The 18,772-nt window shown below is 35.3% G+C and carries 18 protein-coding genes; 13 read left to right on the top strand and 5 right to left on the bottom strand.

Features of this window, described 5'->3' with window-relative positions; genetic code table 11:
• The first annotated feature begins 198 nt into the window (after positions 1-198).
• The 4 genes from H7355_RS02830 to H7355_RS02815 all read left to right on the top strand — a co-directional run bounded on the left by H7355_RS02830 (position 199) and on the right by H7355_RS02815 (position 3,401).
• Positions 199-600, top strand: coding sequence for a TraR/DksA family transcriptional regulator (locus tag H7355_RS02830; protein WP_186644944.1), 402 nt, complete (start codon positions 199-201; stop codon positions 598-600).
• 156 nt (positions 601-756) lie between these two features.
• Positions 757-2,400 carry a peptide ABC transporter substrate-binding protein gene (locus H7355_RS02825; protein WP_186644942.1) on the top strand — a complete coding sequence of 548 codons (1,644 nt, stop codon included), beginning with the start codon at positions 757-759 and terminating at the stop codon, positions 2,398-2,400.
• Positions 2,401-2,413: 13 nt separating this feature from the next.
• Entirely contained in the window at positions 2,414-3,046 is a 633-nt protein-coding gene (gene pncA, locus H7355_RS02820; protein WP_222435643.1) for a bifunctional nicotinamidase/pyrazinamidase, read from the top strand.
• Between the two features lie 133 nt (positions 3,047-3,179).
• Positions 3,180-3,401 carry a hypothetical protein gene (locus H7355_RS02815; RefSeq protein ID WP_186644935.1) on the top strand — a complete coding sequence of 74 codons (222 nt, stop codon included), beginning with the start codon at positions 3,180-3,182 and terminating at the stop codon, positions 3,399-3,401.
• Here H7355_RS02815 and H7355_RS02810 read toward each other — a convergent pair whose 3' ends face one another.
• From H7355_RS02810 to H7355_RS02800, 3 genes are read right to left on the bottom strand one after another with little or no spacing between them, the layout of a single operon-like run.
• On the bottom strand, positions 3,402-4,043 hold the full coding sequence (locus H7355_RS02810) for a hypothetical protein (RefSeq protein ID WP_186644934.1): 642 nt from the start codon (positions 4,041-4,043) through the stop codon (positions 3,402-3,404).
• A gap of 59 nt (positions 4,044-4,102) precedes the next feature.
• The gene (locus H7355_RS02805; RefSeq protein ID WP_186644933.1) at positions 4,103-5,185 is read right to left on the bottom strand and encodes a hypothetical protein; all 1,083 of its coding nucleotides are present in this window, start codon (positions 5,183-5,185) and stop codon (positions 4,103-4,105) included.
• A gap of 13 nt (positions 5,186-5,198) precedes the next feature.
• The gene (locus tag H7355_RS02800; protein WP_186644932.1) at positions 5,199-6,257 is read right to left on the bottom strand and encodes a FecR family protein; all 1,059 of its coding nucleotides are present in this window, start codon (positions 6,255-6,257) and stop codon (positions 5,199-5,201) included.
• A 101-nt stretch (positions 6,258-6,358) separates the two neighbouring features.
• Here H7355_RS02800 and H7355_RS02795 point away from each other — a divergent pair, with 101 nt between their 5' ends.
• The 8 genes from H7355_RS02795 to H7355_RS02760 all read left to right on the top strand — a co-directional run bounded on the left by H7355_RS02795 (position 6,359) and on the right by H7355_RS02760 (position 14,519).
• Complete coding sequence (locus H7355_RS02795) at positions 6,359-6,754, top strand: ribonuclease P protein component (RefSeq protein ID WP_186644931.1); 396 nt, start codon at positions 6,359-6,361, stop codon at positions 6,752-6,754.
• Entirely contained in the window at positions 6,751-6,984 is a 234-nt protein-coding gene (gene yidD / locus H7355_RS02790; RefSeq protein WP_186644929.1) for a membrane protein insertion efficiency factor YidD, read from the top strand. Before H7355_RS02795 ends, yidD begins: the two co-directional genes overlap by 4 nt.
• Positions 6,985-7,016: 32 nt before the next feature.
• The gene (yidC, locus tag H7355_RS02785; RefSeq protein WP_186644927.1) at positions 7,017-8,723 is read left to right on the top strand and encodes a membrane protein insertase YidC; all 1,707 of its coding nucleotides are present in this window, start codon (positions 7,017-7,019) and stop codon (positions 8,721-8,723) included.
• Positions 8,724-8,824: 101 nt separating this feature from the next.
• On the top strand, positions 8,825-9,952 hold the full coding sequence (locus H7355_RS02780) for a protein jag (protein ID WP_186644912.1): 1,128 nt from the start codon (positions 8,825-8,827) through the stop codon (positions 9,950-9,952).
• 39 nt (positions 9,953-9,991) lie between these two features.
• Positions 9,992-11,476, top strand: coding sequence for a tRNA uridine-5-carboxymethylaminomethyl(34) synthesis GTPase MnmE (gene mnmE, locus H7355_RS02775; protein ID WP_186644910.1), 1,485 nt, complete (start codon positions 9,992-9,994; stop codon positions 11,474-11,476).
• Between the two features lie 80 nt (positions 11,477-11,556).
• On the top strand, positions 11,557-12,321 hold the full coding sequence (locus tag H7355_RS02770; RefSeq protein WP_186644902.1) for a class I SAM-dependent methyltransferase: 765 nt from the start codon (positions 11,557-11,559) through the stop codon (positions 12,319-12,321).
• A 23-nt stretch (positions 12,322-12,344) separates the two neighbouring features.
• Entirely contained in the window at positions 12,345-13,076 is a 732-nt protein-coding gene (locus tag H7355_RS02765; RefSeq protein WP_186644900.1) for a hypothetical protein, read from the top strand.
• Between the two features lie 99 nt (positions 13,077-13,175).
• On the top strand, positions 13,176-14,519 hold the full coding sequence (locus H7355_RS02760) for a hypothetical protein (RefSeq protein WP_186644898.1): 1,344 nt from the start codon (positions 13,176-13,178) through the stop codon (positions 14,517-14,519).
• A gap of 133 nt (positions 14,520-14,652) precedes the next feature.
• On the opposite strand, the gene H7355_RS02755 is transcribed toward H7355_RS02760, so the two are convergent.
• Both H7355_RS02755 and H7355_RS02750 read right to left on the bottom strand, forming a co-directional pair.
• A complete protein-coding gene (locus H7355_RS02755; RefSeq protein ID WP_130609093.1) occupies positions 14,653-15,681 on the bottom strand; it encodes a rod shape-determining protein in 1,029 nt (342 codons plus the stop codon).
• Between the two features lie 121 nt (positions 15,682-15,802).
• The gene (locus tag H7355_RS02750; RefSeq protein WP_186644896.1) at positions 15,803-16,768 is read right to left on the bottom strand and encodes a hypothetical protein; all 966 of its coding nucleotides are present in this window, start codon (positions 16,766-16,768) and stop codon (positions 15,803-15,805) included.
• A gap of 139 nt (positions 16,769-16,907) precedes the next feature.
• On the opposite strand from H7355_RS02750, the gene aspA reads away from it, so the two are divergent.
• Positions 16,908-18,758, top strand: a complete 1,851-nt coding sequence (gene aspA, locus H7355_RS02745) for an aspartate ammonia-lyase (RefSeq protein WP_186644894.1) — start codon at positions 16,908-16,910, stop codon at positions 18,756-18,758.
• Positions 18,759-18,772: the final 14 nt, after the last annotated feature.

Genomic DNA, 18,772 nt, shown 5'->3' with positions numbered 1-18,772 from the left:
TTGATTAGGTAAACAAAAAGAGTATGTTTAGTATCCCTAGACTATTGGTGATGGTTTAGTGTATGTCAATTTTCCGATGTGGTAAACCATATCAATTTTAAATGGCGAATTTAGACATTTGATGTTTATATTTGCATCTCATAAAGTCATACCAATGTTTGTTTTTGGTATCAGTGTTGTGTAGGAGTACGAAAAACGATGCCACCTAAGATGCCTTCCCAACCACAAGAGTTGACTCGTGAAGAGATTATTCAGCTCAAATCTGTTCTTACAAAGATGCGTGATGAACTTTATGCTAAAGAACATGCACGCAAAACTGAAGGCGCATATGAAATTAGCCGTGATGATATCTCTGATGAGACAGATCTTGCCTCTGTCGAAACCGATCAAGAAGTCAATATGAAACTTGCTGAGGCGGAACGTAACAAGCTTTCTCTTATTGAAAAAGCTCTCAGAAAAATTGATGCCAATGATGGCACTTATGGTCTGTGTGAAGGAACAGGAGATCCAATCGGATTTAAACGTTTGCAGATCCAGCCATGGGCGCTCTATTCTTTGCGTCATCAAGAAGATCTGGAACGTGGACGCAGGGCAAATTAAATCATTTAAAGTTCTTAAAACTCATGAAAAACTCTCAAAAATTTTTTTTGAGAGTTTTTTTTTATAATAATTAGAAATAGGCTAGACGGCCAAAAAAATCGATGATATTTTTGCGTTGCATTTTAAAAAAGTACAACAGTATGGGAGATCTCAGTTATGGCGGTTTCAAGAAATAAGCTCATATCCTCGAGTGTGTTAGCAACACTCTTGTTTTCCTCAGTTTCGTTTGCAGCTGAAGTTCCTAAAAATGTAACTTTAGCAAAAAAACAGGTTTTTAATAAAGGGAATGGTGCAGAACTTCCAACCCTTGATACACAAAAAACAGAAGATAAACAGGGTAATAACGTTGCTATCGATCTTTTTGAAGGCCTAGTGCGTGATAACAATGAAGGTGTTGTTGTGCCTGCAGGCGCTGAAAAGTGGGATATCAGTGCTGATGGTCTCACCTATACTTTTCACTTGCGCAAAAATGCCAAATGGTCAAATGGCGATCCCGTTACTGCGCATGATTATGTATTTGGAATGCAACGTTTAGCGGATCCAAAGGTAGCTTCGACTTATTCTTTTTTAATCCACGCAATTAAAAATGGTGCAGAAGTCAACGAAGGAAAAGTTTCTGTGAGTTCGTTAGGAGCGAAAGCCCTCGATGATCATACTTTGCAAGTGCAACTCTCAAAGAAAAATCCCGCAATTTTGGATGTATTAGTAATGAGAAACTTCTCGCCTGTGCACAAAAAGGAATTGGAAAAATACGGGGATAAATATTTCCAACCAGGAACACTTGTGAGCAATGGACCTTATAAACTCACTTATTGGCGAGTAGGTGATAAGTTAACATTGGTAAAAAATCCATATTATTGGAATGCAAGTAAGACTGTCATAGAAGAAGTAAATTATTTTCCAGTACAAAATGTTAACAGCGAAGAGCAGATGTTTCTTTCAGGCCAGCTTGATATGACGAACGATATAGCAACGGATCAATTCGAAAAATTAAAGAAACAACTTGGCAGTGAAGTTCGTAGCCACGCCTTTTTAGGCAGTTACTTTTTTAGTTTCAACAATCAAATCGCGCCATTTAAAGATAATAAAAAATTAAGACAAGCACTTAATTTAGTGGTTGATAGAAATGTTATTACAAATAAAGTAACAAGAAGAGGGGAGATTCCATCTAACGATATTGCAGCACAAGGAGTTAAAAATTATCAATTGCATGAGTACAATTGGTCAAAGCAGCCTATGGAAGAAAGAATAAAAGAAGCAAAAAAACTATATGCTGAAGCAGGCTATTCAGAAAAAAATCCATTAAAGCTTAAAATTACTTACAGTACAAATGAAAACTTTAAAAAGCTTGCTCTTGCTGTCGCTTCTATGTGGAAAGATCATCTCGGTGTTCAAGTCGAACTTGAAAATCAAGAGTGGAAAGTGTTTTTGAAAACAAGACAAAAAGGAGATTTTCAAGTCGCTTTTGACAGATGGAATGGAGATTATAACGATGTAAATACCTTTGCGGAGCTATTGAAGGGTGATAATATTCAAAATAACTCTAAATATCGCAGTGAAAACTTTGATAAATTATTAAAAAAAGCAGAAGCAGAGCTTGATGCTGACAAGAGAAAAAAATACTTTGAAGAGGCTCTTAGCTTTGCGATGAACGATTACCCAATTCTTCCTTTATACACAGCAGTTGCTGTTCACCTTGTTAAAAAGAATATCGGTGGCTTTACAGGAAAGAATCCTCTTGATAACATAAGCACTTTCGATCTCTATAAGATTGAACCAGCAAAGGTTTTAAAGAATTAAGAAACAGATGAAGATGAAAAAAAATATCCTACTTTTAATCGACCTACAAAATGACTTTATTCCTGGTGGTGCACTGGCTGTGCCCCAGGGGGATGAAGTCATAGCCATCGCAAACACCTTAATGAAAAACTCTAAAGGTTTTTTTGCTGAAATAATTGCTACTCAAGATTGGCATCCACAAAATCACAAAAGTTTTGCTATAAATCATATAGGTAAAGAAGTGGGTGAGTTTATCAAACTCAATGGAATTGAACAAATTCTTTGGCCCGTTCATTGTGTGCAAAATACACACGGAGCTCAACTTGTTTCATCATTGAATTCTCAACTTATAAAACGTATTTTCCATAAAGGACAAAATCCTGAAGTGGACAGTTACAGCGGTTTTTTCGATAATGATCACACTTCTTCAACGGGTTTAGGTGAATATTTAAGATCAATCTCTGCAACAGATATTTATATTTTAGGGCTAGCAACTGATTATTGTGTTAAATTTTCTGCACTCGACTGTGCAAAATTAAATTTCACAACCCATCTTATTTTAGATGGATGTCGTGGGATTAATCTCAAAGAAAATGATATTGCAAATTCAATCCAAGAAATGCAAAAACAAAAAATTAATATTTGTCAAAGCTCTGATATTTTATAAATAAGTAAATATATAATTTTTTCAAAATTCTCGTTTGAGTAAATAAAACTCGATAATAAAAGCCTATTTCAAATATTTGACATATTTAGCTTGTCTTACTTTGGTTAAGATATTTGAGTAAGGAGATTTGCATATGCTCACTTTTTTTAAATATCTGGGATTATTTATACTTTTTGGATTTATTTGGTTCTTTATTTTTTCAATTCCAGTAGATAGAACTTCTAATTTACTTTTAGCAATGCAAAAAGAATTGAATATGCGTGGAAAAGTTGAGGAAGTAGATCAGAGTAATAAAAAAGCAATTGATAGAGAAAAAGTGATCGATGCGCTTACAAAAGCATTTGAAGATAAGTGATTATGAAACAGGCAAAGTTATATTTTTATAAATTAATATTGAACGATGAACAGATATAACGTAAGGATCATCGAATTTAATATCATATGGTATTCCTAGATCGTCGTCAAAACAGCATGGCATAGAAACGGCATGAATCACTGCGGAGTCATTGGTTTTTAATGCATTGACACTTGCTTTTAAACTGGCGTGCGAATGAACAAAAAGTAAAACAATGGTATTAAACTTTTGTAAATCAATTTTGCAGTTTTCAATTTGATCGGGAAAAATTTTAAGGTTTTTTCGTTTTGCGATAAATTGGTTTATTTTTTCGAAATCACGCTGCATAGCGGGATCAACAGAAAATACACTCCATTGGGTCATGCATGCAATATAATAGCCAGTTCTTGGGTTATATCCATCACCAACCACTACGATAGCTACACTGCTATCTTTGTAGTCGAGTTTTAACTTATGTCTTGCTCCTTCAAATACTCCCTGAGTTTCGGAAATTTCTTTTGCATTGGGATAAAATCCTGTTGCAATTAGTTCAGCTGCGCATTTTAATTTCAAAAAGAAATCAATATATCGTAAACTTGGTTTTGTGACTTTAAGAGTGAAGAATTCGTTAGTTTCTTCAACATTAACAACAGGGCGGGGCATGCAAAAGACCTCAATTTAACTGCAGAATTTATTTCTGCTTTCTCTCCATAAGAAACTCTTTAGGGAGAGTCAAATGAATTTCTTAAGATTGTATCCGTTAAAACTGAATGAAAAGGTTTTATAATTTTAAGTCCATTGTCACTCAATCCGTAGGAATAACCTTTTTGTCCATTGGGAACTTTGAAAAACAAACCAAATTCAACACCTATTTCAAGTAAGCTTTCAATTTCTTTTTTTAATCCATCATTGTCATCAATATTTATCCAGTTTTTTAAGATATCAATTTGAAACTTATCAGACTTAAAATCAGGCGAAAAAAGACGAGCAATTTGACTTACAGAAATAGGAGAGTGTGGAAGTAAAAGATTTCCTGTTTCATCACTATGGGGTACAAGTAATGAAACAACCGCCATGATTTTTCTGGAATCTGTTTTTTTATTTAAAATACTTTCCCGCATAATAAAAATAGATCCATCTCTCTTATCAGTAAACGATATAAATGATTCAAGCCGCCAAGATAAAAGAGAAAGTGGATCGGAATGCAATTGATAAAGAAAATCAAAAAGAGTACTTTTAATATTTGGATAATTGTCTAAGAAGAATTCGTGGTTTTCTAAAATTGTATCATTCCATTCGAATTCTTTTTTTGTCGTAATTCGTGCAATCTTTTCTCTGGATATTTTTCTAATATTTTCTATCGTTTCACTAGAAAAAACACTCATTCCAGTGAGATAGTCTTCTTCTTTTTCTGAGCAAAATATTCTTTTAATAAATTCTACAGAAAATATTTGCTCAAGTTTTTCTTTATCACTCATGTTCTCTTTTAAAGGGAGTGTTATTTCTTGAAGAATAGATTCTGCTGTTATGTTAAGCCAATTAATGATGATATTTTTTTCCACTCCAGTTATGCTTTTTAATTCATTAGCAATTAGGTTTATGCTTGTTTTAGCAAATAAACTAAATCCAAAATGCTGATATGCATGAGTTATTTCTATTATTAAAAAATCTCTTTGTAGTGGAAATATTGCTTCATTTGTGCTTACAATTTCTAACGAAGTTTTTAGAAATTCAATGACTTTTAGGTTTTTTTCGATAAGTTTTAAATGCCTGTATGTCTCTGGAAATATTTTTTTAATATTCATATTATTTCCTATTTTAAAGTGATGGATCATTCACATTAACAGTGACATTTTTTGTCTTTTGATAGCCACTTGAAGTATTTATAATTGTGTTAATTTGTCTATTGATTTGATCATTAACATTATTTATTTCTTTTAAAGCGTTCACAATCGGAGCAAACTCAGTAATATTACTCGGACGTAAACGTGAATTGCCTTGCGTAACAAGAACATCGTTCAAAGCATTGTTCGTGCTAACAACAGTGCTCGTGCCATCTGTGTTAAAGACTTGTTTCTTTTCAGCAGGGACAGGATTGTTGTCATTTGATCCTTTTGAAGGGTTTTTATCTTTTTTGGGTGCTCCCTCAGGTTTTGGCGCAGGTTTTTCACTTTGTTTATAATTAGGATCGATCAAGCTTGCCTCGGCATTTAAGCGATTTATTAGCATAGGTGGTGCGGTTTTTGCAGGGGTAGGAGGTCTATTGCCAATTATTTCTGAATATTTATTTTCAGACAATACAACAGATTTTGTCGGATCAGCGAGGCTTGTGACTTCAACGCTCCCTGAAGTGACCAATATTTGAGTATTTCCAATTGCAGAGGTGTCGATATATCCGCTTGTTCCTCTTATTCCCATTACGGAATTGGAGGTTTTAAATTTAGCGTCCACTTTTCCGTCTTCTTGAGGCTTCACAAAGAAACGGATTTTACCTTTAGCAACTTCTATAGCTGATTTTAAATCATTTGCATTATTCTCTTTAGCTTTGATATTATATTCTGCCAGCTTAATTTTTGAATCTTGAAATGCCATTAAATAGCTGCCATCATTGAATTCAATTTTTATTGCTGTTTTTTCGAAAGTAGTCACTATATCTGTTTCAAATATTTGCATGTTTTTTTCTGCGGGAATATTTTTTCCAGCACGTAAAATTTCTGCTTTTCCGATGATATTTGCTAATTTTCCAATAGATTCAAGTGATTGAGGGAAAGTTGGAAATTGGAACGCAATTGTTGCAAAGAGGAACAACTCTAAGATAAGCCTAATGAGCAAGGTTGCCCGATACGGACCGATAGGTTTGTATTTGAGCACTGTCATGTGTTCCTCGACTGTGACTCCTTTGTTATTTATATAAAGACAGCATAGCGAGGATTATTCTTAAATTGTGAAAAGAGTGCCAAAAAGGACAACACCTAAAAATGTGTAGTGAACCTATTTTAACAATAGCAAAGATAACTCATTTCTCTGAGTTTTATGCTAAAGCCGTAAAATCGAGATCTGAATTTTTTTTAACATATATGACTTTTAGCAAGTGCTCTCTTGATCAAAAATTATTAAAATTTGCTGTTGTTGCTTCTAAAAAAGGAGTGCATAAAAGAGCTGTAAAAAGAAATAGAGTGCGAAGAAGATTGAAAAATGCGCTCAATCAGTGTTTAAAATCCTTTGAAATACCGGCTGGCAACGAAATTCAATTGCTTTTTATGGCCAATAGAAATGTTCTCGAAGTTCCTTGGGATGATTTGCTAAAAGCTATAAATACAACTTTGCAGAAAGCATTGAAAAAGTGTCAATCAACCCAGGAAGAAAAAGTATGATCTTTAAAAAGTTGAATGAATTCTTTGTTCTTCTCTTTGTTTTCTTGATTAGAGTTTATAAGCAGTGTATTTCTCCTGCACTTGGCCCAAGATGTCGGTTTTATCCGAGCTGCTCCCAGTATAGCTTAGAAGCATTTCAAAAGCATGGAGCGGTTAAGGGTTTTGGAAAGACGGTTGTTAGGGTATGTAAATGTCACCCTTTTCATAGAGGTGGAGTTGATCTCCCATAGTTGTTTAACACAGTAAAGAACGGGATTCTGAAGTGAAAAAAGAAACAATAGGTTTAATGTTAGGCTTGTTTTTGTTATTTGGCGGATATTTTTATGCTCAAAGCTATTATATAAAGCAGCAACAAGCAACGATCGAGTTACAAAACAAACAACAGGCACAACTGCACAAAGTGCAACCCGAAAACTCTCAATTAAAAACAAATGCTTCTCAAGTAACTTCACATGTGGAGCAGGTTGGGCAGGCAAATACTTCTTCAGCTTCCACTGAGCAATTGCCTTTAGTTGTTGTCAATCCATCGGACTTAATACTAAAAGTTCCTTATGCAACCTTTGAATTCACCCCTGAAGGTGGATGCCTTGGCAAAAACAGTCTGGTTGGAGAAAAAGTCGCCTACAACGATCCGACTCCTGTTTCTGTCATTCAAAACTACAATATCTGTAAAGCCTATGGTTTTCGTGTTGGGACAACAGATCTACGCAATCAACCTGCGCGCATAGAAAAGACGGCTGATGGTTCTACTCAAATTATTCAGAGAGCAAATGGCCTTGAAATTCTAAGAACTTTTAAATTTTATGACAAAGACTACAATGGTGAGTTTCAAATCACTGTTAAAAATAACTCTCAATACCAACAAAATACCAATGTTGATTTCGAAATGGGTGCAACCTCTGACAACCAAAACTCAGGTGGATTGTTCTCTTCCCATCCTGCAGAATTTCATGGAGCTGCTCTGCGCCTTGCCAATGGTGATGTGAACAGGGTGATGACTCCATTCGATGCAGAATCAACTTATAAAGTTATGCATTCAGAAACTGGGGTTGTGCCAACTTGGCTTTCCGTCGATTCCCATTATTGGATGAACACTCTTATTCCTCTTTCACATAACCCACTCAATTTTGAAGTCGTTCGTACAGGCAATCTTTTAAGAAAAGATGGTTTGTCTCCAGCTGATCAAACAGTTTATGAAGCATGGGTTAAGCAACCAGTTAACTTGATGCCAGGACAATCAGTGACTTTTAATTATAAGGTGTATTTTGGCCCTAAAAATGAAACGATTTTAAGTCATTTTGACCAATACAGTTTGTACCAAACTATTGATTATGGCTTTTTTAAAATCATTGCGCGACCACTTTATCATGTTTTATTTTTTCTGCACAATCTCATAGGCAATTGGGGTATAGCGATTATTATCTTGACTTTTTGTATCAATATATTGTTCTTGCCATTGCAAATTAAAGGATACAGTGCGGCACAAAAAATGCAGCTTATTCAACCACAAATCAAAGAAATTCAAGCAAAATACAAAGATGACAAACAAGCTTTACAGCGCGAAACGATGTCGCTTATGTCAAAGAGTGGAGTGAATCCATTGAGCGGATGTTTACCACTTCTTCCACAGATCCCCGTGTTTTTTGGGTTAGACACTTGTTTAAGAAACACTTTCGATCTTCGCCAATCACCATTTTTCTTTTGGATTAAAGACTTAACTCAAGCAGATCCCTATTTCGTTTTACCTGTTCTGATGGCTTTTCTTATGATCGGTTATCAAAAAATGATGCCAATGCCTTCTATGGATCCAACTCAAGCAAAAATGATGAAAATTCTACCAATCGTCTTTTCTGTCTTTATGATTTTTTATCCATCCGGTTTGGCTCTCTACGTTATAACGAATACAATCATTTCAATGATTAGGCAGGGGTTCCTGACACGTCACTTTAAGAAAGCACAAGCAAAATAAAGTAATCTAAAAAAGAGTGCTTTTGATTGCATTCGCAAAAAATAATTCCCCTCTTTTTCAGTTGAGGGGTTACTAATTAAATCCCGAATTACGGAGTATTCATGGATAAACGGCAATTTACTGGGAAAAACCTTGAGGAGGCTCTTGCAGAGGCTGCAAAAACATTTTCTACAGATAAAACTCTTCTTTGCTATAATGTCATTCAGCAGTCGAGTGGCAATTTTTTTTCAAAACTTTTTTCTCGTTCTGTTCGGATAGAAGCTTGGGTCGAAACCTCAAAACAAGATCTCCAAGCAGCAGCGCGTGAAGCTGTGCGTCAGGCTTTGAGTAAAACACCAATGGCAAAAGCACAGAACTTAGCTGGGACGCAAAAGCAGGCCCGTAAGCTCAATCCTGATCTAAGTAAAAAAGATAATTCTCAACCTAAAACTTCTCACGACAATGTTGAAAGTGTTAAGACATCTTATAATTCAGAAAATTATATGCCCCGCAATTTATTAAATATGAAAAGCGAAGGGGTCGAAGAATTATTTGATAACTATAAAAAATTATTCTTTTCGGCGTTTGATGTTTCGTTAAATAAGACAGAAACTGTTATTGGCGAAAATGAAGCAGTTGTAAAAGTATCTGATGAATTTATAGAACGCTTTTTAAGTAAAAGTGATCGACTTTCTCTAGCCTTTGAACATGTTTTTAAGCGTGTTGCACAAAAAAAACTTGGCGATATTTCCTCTCGAATCAGTTTAGATGCGGGAGAATCATCGGAAAAACGTGAAGAAAGACTTATTGGAATGGCGCGTTCTTTAGCAGAAAAAGTAAGAAAAACAGGTAAAAGCGTTGTTCTTTCTTCGAAGAGCAGCCAAGAAAGACGTGTGATTCACTTAGCGCTAGATGGTGTTCCTGGTGTGGCAACACGGAGTGTTGGGACTGGCGATAAACGTCGCTTGGTGATTTATGCAACTGAAAAAAGAGTGCATAAAAATAACAATTCAAATACTTTTAAAAATAATGCAACAGAAAAATCAGGCAAACCGACTATAAAACAAAAAAGAAAAATTCATTCGAAAAAGACAAAACAGACCGGACATTTCCAAAATAATATAGAGCGTGTCGGTGCGGTTACATCAAATGAAATCAAAGAAATAAACCATAAGAATGATACCAATGAAATAAGTCTTAAAAATGAAGCAAAGGAAAAGTTTAATTCTTTCCCAAGCAAAGATGATTAATTTATTGTATACTTATGAATATAAACTAAGGAAATAGTTTTGAACGCGCATTTTCAATCGATTTTTGCACTTGCTACCCCTATGGGGAGAAGTGCTTTGCATTTGCATCGCTTATCAGGAGAAAATGTTTTTTCAATACTTTCTCCTTATATTCTTTCACCTCATAATAAAAAATCAGTCGATCTTGTTTCTTTAGCAAGTAAATCAGAAGGCAGACCTTGTACCCGTTATGTTTATATAATTGATCAAGAAAAAAATGAAATTGATGATGTTGTTTTAACAATATTTCCTGCACCTAAAAGTTACAGTGGAGAAAATATTATTGAAATATCTGTGCATGGCAATCCATTAATTTCAGCAAAATTGCAAAGTTTATTGCGTTCCATTGGGATGCGTGATGCCCTACCCGGTGAATTTACCCAAAGAGCTGTGTTAAACGGAAAAATTGATCTTGCCCAAGCAGAAGGAATCAATCAGCTTATTCATGCAGAAACATTAGGTGGTGTTGAGCTTGCTCGGCATACTGTCGATGGTGTTTTATCACGAGAAACAGAAGATATCCGAGCACAGATCATTACAATTTTAGCGTATTTAGAAGCTCATATTGATTTTGCCCCGGATGAAGTTGGAGACTATGAACCTTCTTCTTTGCTTCCACAAATTCACAACGTTGTAGAGCGTCTCAATAAGTTGCATGCGACTTTTTCAAGCGGTTTAAAAATGCGTGAAGGTGTGAAAGTTGTTCTTTTAGGCAAGCCCAATGCAGGAAAATCAAGTTTGTACAATTCCCTGTTACGTTATGATCGAGCTATCGTTACACATATTCCAGGAACGACCCGTGATGTTCTTGAAGACAGGCTTGTGATTCAAAATAAAGATTTTGTTTTATTGGACACAGCAGGAATAAGAGTGACTGAAGACGAAGTAGAAAGAATTGGGGTTGAGCGCAGTTTGCAATCCGCTCTTTCTGCTGATGTCATTTGTCTTGTCATAGATATTCACAATTTAGATTGTTCTCGAATTCACGATCATATATTATCCGAAATAAACAAATTTTTTACTTCCGTGAAATTATCGGAAGATCAAAAAATTATTCCAGTGGTAAGTAAACAAGATTTGCTTTCGGATGACCAAATAAACATGCTGCATATGTTTAATCAAAATTTTTTAAAATTAACCAAAGATATAGAATATAAAAATTGTTTAAATAGTAATTTAGTTTTGATTTCTTTATCGAATACAGAATCACTGTGTGAAAATTTAGTAAATTATCATAATTTAATAACTGGTGAAGTGAGCAAAAAAGAGAATCCAACCTTGATTTCTGTGCGACAAAAAGACAAAGTATTAAACGCAATAAATTCTTTGAACGAATGTTCTAAGTTAATTGCCATAAAGGACTATCCAGAAAAAATAGCATCACTAATCAATCATTCTAAACACTCATTAGAAGAAATTGTGGGTGAAATACATTTAGATAATGTCCTTGATAAAATATTTTCTACGTTCTGTATTGGTAAATGAACATTATATTCTGAATCGGTTCTTGTTCTTTAAGTCAAAAAGTGTGTGAAGTTTTTCTGTTATTTAATAAGGAAAATACTATGGCATTTCTCGACACCTCCGATCGATTTTCAGGCAAGGCAAAGGATTTTGCTAAATACAGACCAACCTACCCAGACGAAATTATAAAATTTCTACGTGATCGCTATGGTTTTAGCTCTAAAAGTATATGTGCTGAAATCGGTGCTGGAACGGGTAAATTTACCAAGCTCTTATTAAAAAATAAGTGTCGTGTCTTTGCTATTGAGCCAAACCCAGAAATGCGAGCCATTGCTGAAAATTCTTATAAAAAATTAAAATCATATACGAGTGTTGATGCAACATCAGTAAACACAACTCTCAAAGACAAATCAGTCGATTTTGTTTTTTGTGCCCAGTCTCTTCATTGGTTTTCGAACGCAGAGACTGCTGCGGAAATGCGCAGAATATTAAAACCTCGAGGTAAAGTAGTCATCGTTTGGAATAAAAAAGATTATAAAAAATCTGCTTTTATGACAGGTATACATAAAGTATTTATTGAAGACTCAATCGATTTCCTCTCTGTTAAAATTGAAAATATAGAAGATGAAAAAATTCTTGCCGATCTTTTCCCTCAGAAATTTGAAAAGTTTTCTATACCTACAAAACAAATTTTAAATAGAGAAGAGCTTATTGGGCGTATGCTTTCTACCTCTTATGCCCCGCCGAAAGATCATCCCAAATACGATCGCTTTATGGCAGAAACAAATCGTCTTTTTATGATGCACCAAAAGGATGGAAAAGTTGAATTTTTATATGAAACCGTTGCTTATGTTTTAAGAATTTAATTGTAAAAACAGGGAGATTATCTATGCAACAAATCAAGGCTCATATTGAAATGTATAATAAGAAATATGATTTACATCCTTTATTTATTTTTCTAAAAGATTCGTCGATTGATCCTCGTAAGCGACTAGCAATAGCTCCCTGTATTGCGCATTTTGCCATGAGTTTTGCTGATTTAAATAGATATGTTTATCGAGATTTTGAAAATATAGATATTTTTCAAGAAATTATAAACGAGCATACAATAGAAGATTCTAAACATTCTGTATGGTTTCTAAATGATATCAAGAGGCTTGGTTTCGATCAGCCCATGTCTTTTGCTGAATCTATGGCTTTTCTTTGGGGAAAAGATACGATTGGCATTAGAAGAGCATCCTATGATTTTAGTGCGTGCATTCGTTATGCAACCTCCTTTGAGCGCTATATTGTCCTTGAAGCGATTGAAGGCAATGGTTTCGCTTTTTTTACTGCTACTTGTAAAGCTGCAGATGATCTTTCGCTTCTGACGGGTGAAAAATATATCTATTTTGGCCAACATCATCTGAAAATGGAAACAGGACATGCAACAGGTGAAACCTATTTACGCTTAAAAGAAGCTGTTGATAATTATAAGCCGAATGATGAGCAAAGAGAAAAAGCAATAAAATTGATTGATCGTTCTTACGAAATATTTACTCGCTTTAACGATGATATGTATAATTATGCTAGTAAATATAATGTTGTTGATAATATTATAAAAAGAAAAGAAAATATATAATAATAATTATATTAAAAATTTGACATAAATATCGGAAATAAAATATTCTTCTTAATTAAAATATAGTTAATTCGTTTATGAGTATTTGAGGAGGATATTTTGAAAATCAAAAAATTATACAAAAATTTTATTATTTTATTTGTTATATTAATCGCAAAAAATATTTTTGCTGAAAATATTGCAAAAAATATAAATAATAATTCGGTAATAATTGATCAAAAAGGAGTTTTTGACGAAAGCTTTGGAATAAATGGATTGGTTAGATTCAAATTTAGTGATAAAAGTAATAGTTTTAATAAAGTATTAATTCTAAAAGATGGTAGCTTATTGGTAGGAGGACATGCACTTGCAGAAAATAATATAAACTCTATATTTTTGCTAAAGGTAAATTCTGACGGTACTTTAAATAAAAATTTTGGAAATAATGGCGTTGTTCAAGTAAATATTGGTAAAGATCTTTTATTTAAAGCTATGGCAGTTGGAAATGATTCGACAATAACCATTCTTGGATCTGCAGATTACAAAACAACAGGTTATTACTCTGTTTTATTTAAATTTAATAATGATGGTACTTTATTTAAAAATTTTGGTAATAATGGTATTGTCGAAATTGAAAAAGAGTGGATTCGTGCAGAGACTCATGCATTAAATAACGACGGATCTTTAATATTGGGTGGAATGTCAATTCAGAAAAATCCTATAACTCAAAATGATATTTCAACAAGTACTCTCGTAAAATATTTTGCAAATGGAAGCAAAGATTTAAATTTTGGTTTAAATGGAAGAACGATAGTTCATACATATTATGGTTCATATACCGATAAAATTATAATTAAAAATGATGGGATTATATTAGCAGCAGGAAGAACCTGGGATGCAAACCATAGGATTACTTTGAATATGGTTAAACTATATTCGAATGGCTCTTTAAACAGACAGTTTGGTAGAGATGGTGTTTTACTTGAAAATTTTTCTCCAAGTGGATATTTTAGTCTTGATGCTCTCTCATTGTTAAATGATGGATCTATTCTTGTCAGTGCAGATGTACATAGTTTTATGCAAGTGAATCAGGGCTATAACTCCATAGCTTTTGCAAAATTTAATCCCAACGGAACTCGTTTGAATCAGTTTGGAAATAATGGAATTCAATTCACGAGTGTTTTTAAATATAGCTTTTTAACAGACCATGTTGTTCAATCAGATGGTTCAGTACTGGCATGTGGCAATACGAGTGAAGTGAATTACAATACTGATTTTGTAATTTTAAAATATAAATCTGATGGTTTACTCGATTATAATTTTGCCCAAGAAGGCGCATTGATCGGTAAAATAATGAACGCAAATTTAAAAATGAACAGTATAGTAACTACGAATGAAACTGCATTTTATACAGTTGGCTCGACTTTAGATGGCAGTGAAGCAGTGATTGCTAAGTTTAAATAAAGCAAAGGTTCAGCTTTTAACTATTTCTTGCACATGCGCAGAGTCATATATTACATTTACAATTGAGTCTGCTGCCAACGACCACAGGCTTAGGTTTGAACTATGATTTAAATTATATTTTTTTAAATTAAAATTAAAAAGTAACTTCTCTTAGAAGCTCAGGATTGTCGAGCACGCGCCCAGATCCAAGCACCACAGCTGTGAGTGGGTTTTCAGCGACAACAATAGGTAAGCCTGTTTCTTCACGTAATAACACATCTAAATTTCGAATAAGAGCTCCGCCTCCCACAAGGACAATTCCCTTGTCGACAATATCGGCCGCCAATTCTGGTGGTGTTTTTTCCAGAGCTAATCGCACAGCTTCAACGATGGCATTGACGGGTTCTTGCATGGCTTCGCGGATTTCTTCGCTTGTGACTTCGATGGTTTTTGGAATCCCTGCAACAAGGTCGCGCCCCTTAACCTGCATGGTGCGGATTTCTTCTTCAGGATAAGCAGAACCAATCGCAATTTTTATCTGCTCTGCGGTGCGTTCCCCAATGAGTACGTTAAAACGTCGCTTGAGGTAGTTGACGATGGATTCATCCATTTTGTCACCCCCAACGCGCACACTTTTAGAATAAACAATTCCTAAGAGAGAAATTACCGCGACTTCTGTAGTTCCTCCACCGATATCTACGATCATATTTCCACTTGCTTCGTGGATAGGAAGATCAGCTCCGATGGAAGCAGCCATGGGCTCTTCGATTAAGTAAACAGAAGCACAACCTGCCGACTCTGCAGATTCACGCACAGCTCTTTTTTCCACTTCCGTTATTCCGTAAGGAATACAAATAACGGCTCTTGGTCTTACGAGAGAGCGGTGATTGTGTGCAACACCAATAAAATAACTTAACATTTTTTCGGTGAGCTCAAAATCAGCAATCACACCATCCTTCATCGGACGAACGGCTTCAATTGTTCCAGGAGTTCGCCCAAGCATTTCTTTTGCGGCTCTTCCCACTGCTTTCACGGTGCGGAGACCACGCGAGTCTCGTTGAACAGCAACGACAGAAGGTTCGTTTGCAACAATTCCCTTGTTCTTCACATAGACCAAGGTATTTGCTGTGCCTAAATCGATGGCTAAATCATGAGAAAGTAGCCTAAAAAACCAGTCGAACATGGATCCTCCCTAAATTTGGAGAGAATGAACAATTAAAGAACATTCATTAGTTTCATAATGGTTATAAAAAAGGTATCACTTTGATAATAGAGAAGCTATCAAAACTAAAACCAATTTTACTCTATTGCGGTGAATAATGCACAAAAACGTTTGTGCTCACAACTTGTATAGCAATGACTTCCGTGACAATGCTGTGAGTAAAACGAGGAGGTACAGGCATAGGAAGCACTTGCGACACAACCTCTTTAAAGATAGTATCTGCTCCCGAAAAATCTTTATTTGGGTTTTTTTTCTGAGTCAAATTTTCGAACTTTTCAAGGAAACCATCTCCTTTAATATAGATTTTATAATATACCAAATCCCCTGGTCTCAGGGGAGACTCTGGTGGCAAGTTTCGATCTTTTAAATTCCAGACAGCACCAAATTTTTCCTTAAATTCCTGACTGAATTGATAAAGACTCATGTCTTTTGTTGCGAATCGTTCTTTGTACTGTGGTTCGTTACTAGGAGCATATTCTTTGCCTAAAATGGGAATATCTCCACTGTCACCTTGTATCGGTTTCCCTTGGCGAGCTTCTCGCCTAATTTCATCGATGTAAGATTGGCTTGACTGTGGAAGCAGAGATTCTATCCCCCCAATCGGTTTTTTTTGTGATTTATTTGGTAGAGATATTTTGTCTTTTTTTCGAGTGATACCATTACTCTTAAAAGGATCATTTTCTACTCTTTTGTCATTTGCTTCAAGCTCTTTGGGGACTTGGAAAGTTTTTTCAACTCTTTGGTTCTTATCGGTTAAAATCCCGCCCGATCTGCTTTTAGGTATAATTAGATCTTTACTTTCAGTTTGATCATTTTTTAATGCGGATTTTTTTGGGGGTGGGGTGTCGAACTTAATATGAACTGGAGGTGGACTGAGTGGGTTTTCATTTGAAACTATATCATGTCCTGAAACTTTTATGAGAGTTATTAAATATAAAAGAAGTATATGTATAGCAAGCGAAAGGGTGATAACATAAAATAATTTTTTATTATTATTTGGGTATAGCCATTTTTCAAATTGTATTTTACTTTCCCGAATTGCCGACAAATACAGTCCTTTTTCCGCTAAAAGGTTTCTCAAAAATTTTATAATCCAAAGTTATTTATTTGGACTATATGACTCCCATTGTCTCTGATAAAAAATGGGTGTAACACAATATCTATCCATCAATCGAGGAGCTTTTACAATGGATCTCTCCCACGTTTCTCATTTTCCCCTTTTTTCTAACCTCTCAGAAAATGAAGTCAAAATTCTAATCAATTACTTAGAAAAAGAAAATTATAAAAAAAATGAAATACTCTATTCCCCTGGACTCGTGCGCGATAAATTGCGTCTCATTATATCTGGCCGAGTAGAAGTTTCTGCTCCATCCTCAGACTTTGAAGAGCCTACGACCATTTATGGACCCAATCAGTTTCTTGGAGAAGTCTCTCTTCTTCAAGAAGGAACTCTGCACAAAGCAAAAGCAGTTGCGCTTCTTAGTACAAAAGCCATCACACTCTCTCGACAAAATTTTTTAAAACTTATGAAAGACCATCAAGAAATATCATGTAAAATTCAAATGAGCATTGGCTCTTTCGTATTTAATCGTATTTCCAGTGCAGTGACTCATAGCTCAGTCCACTATGCGGGCTACAGCTCGGGTAAAAAGCGCTTAGAACATGACTTGCTTGGCAATCGGGAATTGCCTGATGATGCATATTATGGAGTGCAAACTCTCCGCGCATTAGAAAATTTTAATATCACGGGTGTGAAACTTAAATCCTTTCCTATTTTTATAAAAGGCCTTGCACAAGTTAAAAAAGCGGCCGCTTTGGCCAATGCTGAATTGGGTGTCCTCAATAAAGATATTGCAAATTATATAGTTATGGCTTGTGATGAGATTATTGCGGGCCATTGGCACGATCAATTTTTAGTCGACATGATTCAAGGTGGGGCTGGAACTTCCACCAATATGAATGCCAATGAAGTCATAGCCAATCGAGCTCTCGAACTGTGGGGCAAAGCAAAAGGGGATTACAACAGTATTCATCCAAATAACCATGTAAACCTAGGTCAGTCGACAAACGATGCCTATCCGACCGCTATCCGCTTAGCGACATTACAATCTATTCCCAGTTTGCTCGAAGCTTTGGTCGAATTGTGTGGGCTTTTATCAAATAAAGGCAATGAATTTTCTGATGTTATTAAAATGGGACGCACTCAATTACAAGATGCAGTGCCTATGACTTTAGGTCAGGAATTTGAAGCCTTTTCTGTGACTTTAGGTGAGGACATTGCTCGCATTCGGGATGGTGCAAAACTCTTTTTAGAATTAAGCATTGGTGGGACTGCGATTGGCACTGGAATCAATTCTCATCCAAAATACGCGGCAAAAGCAATCGAGAAACTACGGGAAATAACAGAATTAGATTTAGTGGCATCACCCAATTTAATTGAAGCAACTCCTGACACAGGTGCTTTTGTTTTATTTTCAGGAATTCTGAAACGTCTAGCAATTAAATTGAGCAAAATATGTAATGACCTAAGATTATTATCAAGTGGTCCTCGCTGTGGTTTTGGCGATATCAATCTTCCTCCTATGCAGCCAGGATCAAGTATTATGCCTGGCAAAGTCAATCCCGTAATTCCAGAAGTTGTGAATCAAATTGCCTTTCAAGTGATCGGCAACGATTTAACTGTCACAATGGCTTCGGAAGGTGGGCAGTTGCAGCTCAATGCTTTTGAGCCTGTTATGGTGTTTAATATTTTTCAAAGTGTCACTATGCTCACGCGCGGAATGCGCACCTTGGGGCGTCTCTGTGTAGAGGGAATCACTGCAAATAAAGAAGCTTGCCGCCGATCCGTGGAACACAGCATTGGCCTAGTGACAGCACTTAATCCTCTCATCGGCTACGAAAACTCTACAATGATAGCAAAGGAAGCTTTGGCGACAGGAGACAGTGTGTTTAATTTGGTTTTAAAACATAAACTCTTAACCCGCCAACAGCTAGAAGATGCTCTAAAACCTGAAAATATGCTCTCTGCTCGACTCTAAAACTTTACCAATTC

This window comes from Fluviispira vulneris, from assembly GCF_014281055.1.
GTDB classification, from domain to species: domain Bacteria; phylum Bdellovibrionota_B; class Oligoflexia; order Silvanigrellales; family Silvanigrellaceae; genus Silvanigrella; species Silvanigrella vulneris.
Note: the sequence above shows the minus strand (reverse complement) of the source record. Positions and strands in the feature narration are given on the sequence as shown.